The 1,050-nt window shown below is 51.7% G+C and carries 2 protein-coding genes; both read right to left on the minus strand.

The annotated features are described in order from the left end of the window. Positions 1 to 64: 64 nt before the first annotated feature. Positions 65 to 808, minus strand: coding sequence for a flagellar type III secretion system pore protein FliP (fliP, locus tag AC9UEO_RS13750; protein ID WP_509534679.1), 744 nt, complete (start codon positions 806 to 808; stop codon positions 65 to 67). Beyond that, positions 805 to 1,050: flagellar biosynthetic protein FliO (locus AC9UEO_RS13755; RefSeq protein WP_509534681.1), on the minus strand; the 246-nt coding region annotated here is incomplete at its 5' end. The genes fliP and AC9UEO_RS13755, both read right to left, overlap by 4 nt.

Genomic DNA, 1,050 nt, shown 5'->3' on the forward strand with positions numbered 1-1,050 from the left:
GCATAAGACAAAGGCCATCCAAAGTGCTCTGAAAGCAACTTCAATGACAAAGCCTGAGTCCATGCTAAGTGACCTTGAAACTGTTAACCAATGAAGCGGCCAAGAGTGACCAGCCGTCTGCGAGTGCAAACACCACCAACTTGAGCGGCAGCGAGAACATCATGGGCGAGACCATGACCATGCCCAGGGATGTCAAGATGCTGGCCACTGCAAAATCGATGGCCAAGAAGGGCAAGTAAATGAGGAAGCCAAACAAGAAACCTGTTTTGATTTCAGACACGGCAAAGGCGGGAATGAGCACCGTCATCGGCACATCGGCACGAGTTTCAATGGGCTTGCCCCAGAGCTTAGCAAACAGGCTGAGGTCATCTTTGTTGGTTTGACTCAGCATGAATTGTTTCAAAGGTTCGGTGCCGATGTTCACCGCCTCTTCAAATCCAATTTTGCCGCTGGCCAGAGGCAAATAAGCATCTCGGTACATGGACTCAAGCACGGGGTTCATGACAAAAAAAGTGAGGAACACCGACAGGCCAATCAAGACCAAATTGGGCGGCATGCTTTGCAGCCCCAAGGCTTGCCGCAGCATAGAAAACACAATGAGAATTCGAATGAAGCTGGTCATGAGCATGAGCGCAGCCGGTAAAAAAGAAAGGGCCGTTAAGGCCAGTAAGGTTTGAACAGGCACGGCATACACGGTGCCGGCTTTGGAAGTGTTTGAAGTGACCAGCGGTAAGTTTTGGGCAGCTGCCCAACCGCAACACAGCAGGAGGGCAATGGCCAAGAGCCATTTGAGGTTGAAGAACCTCATGCGCCGTTCTTTCCAGAAAGAAGGCTCATGAGTTGCCCTGCAAAACCCGAGGGCAAAGAACCCGAATTGGCGATGGGCTCAAAATCGTCTAGCTCTGCCAACAAACTGATGTGTGTGGGCGTATGGCCCAAAGCCAAAATCCGATCTTGCATGCGAACCACCAACAAACGTTCGCGGGGGCCGACTGGAAAGGCAGCTAACAATTGAATTTGTCCACCCACGGTGGTGCTTTGTGCGCCCCG

It is taken from the genome of Limnohabitans sp. (assembly GCF_040401495.1).
Taxonomy (GTDB): Bacteria; Pseudomonadota; Gammaproteobacteria; order Burkholderiales; family Burkholderiaceae_C; genus Limnohabitans.

Excerpts from the sequence above, each read along its gene's own strand:
- fliP (WP_509534679.1), bottom strand. The coding sequence starts at position 808 with ATGAGGTTCTTCAACCTCAAATGGCTCTTGGCCATTGCCCTCCTGCTG.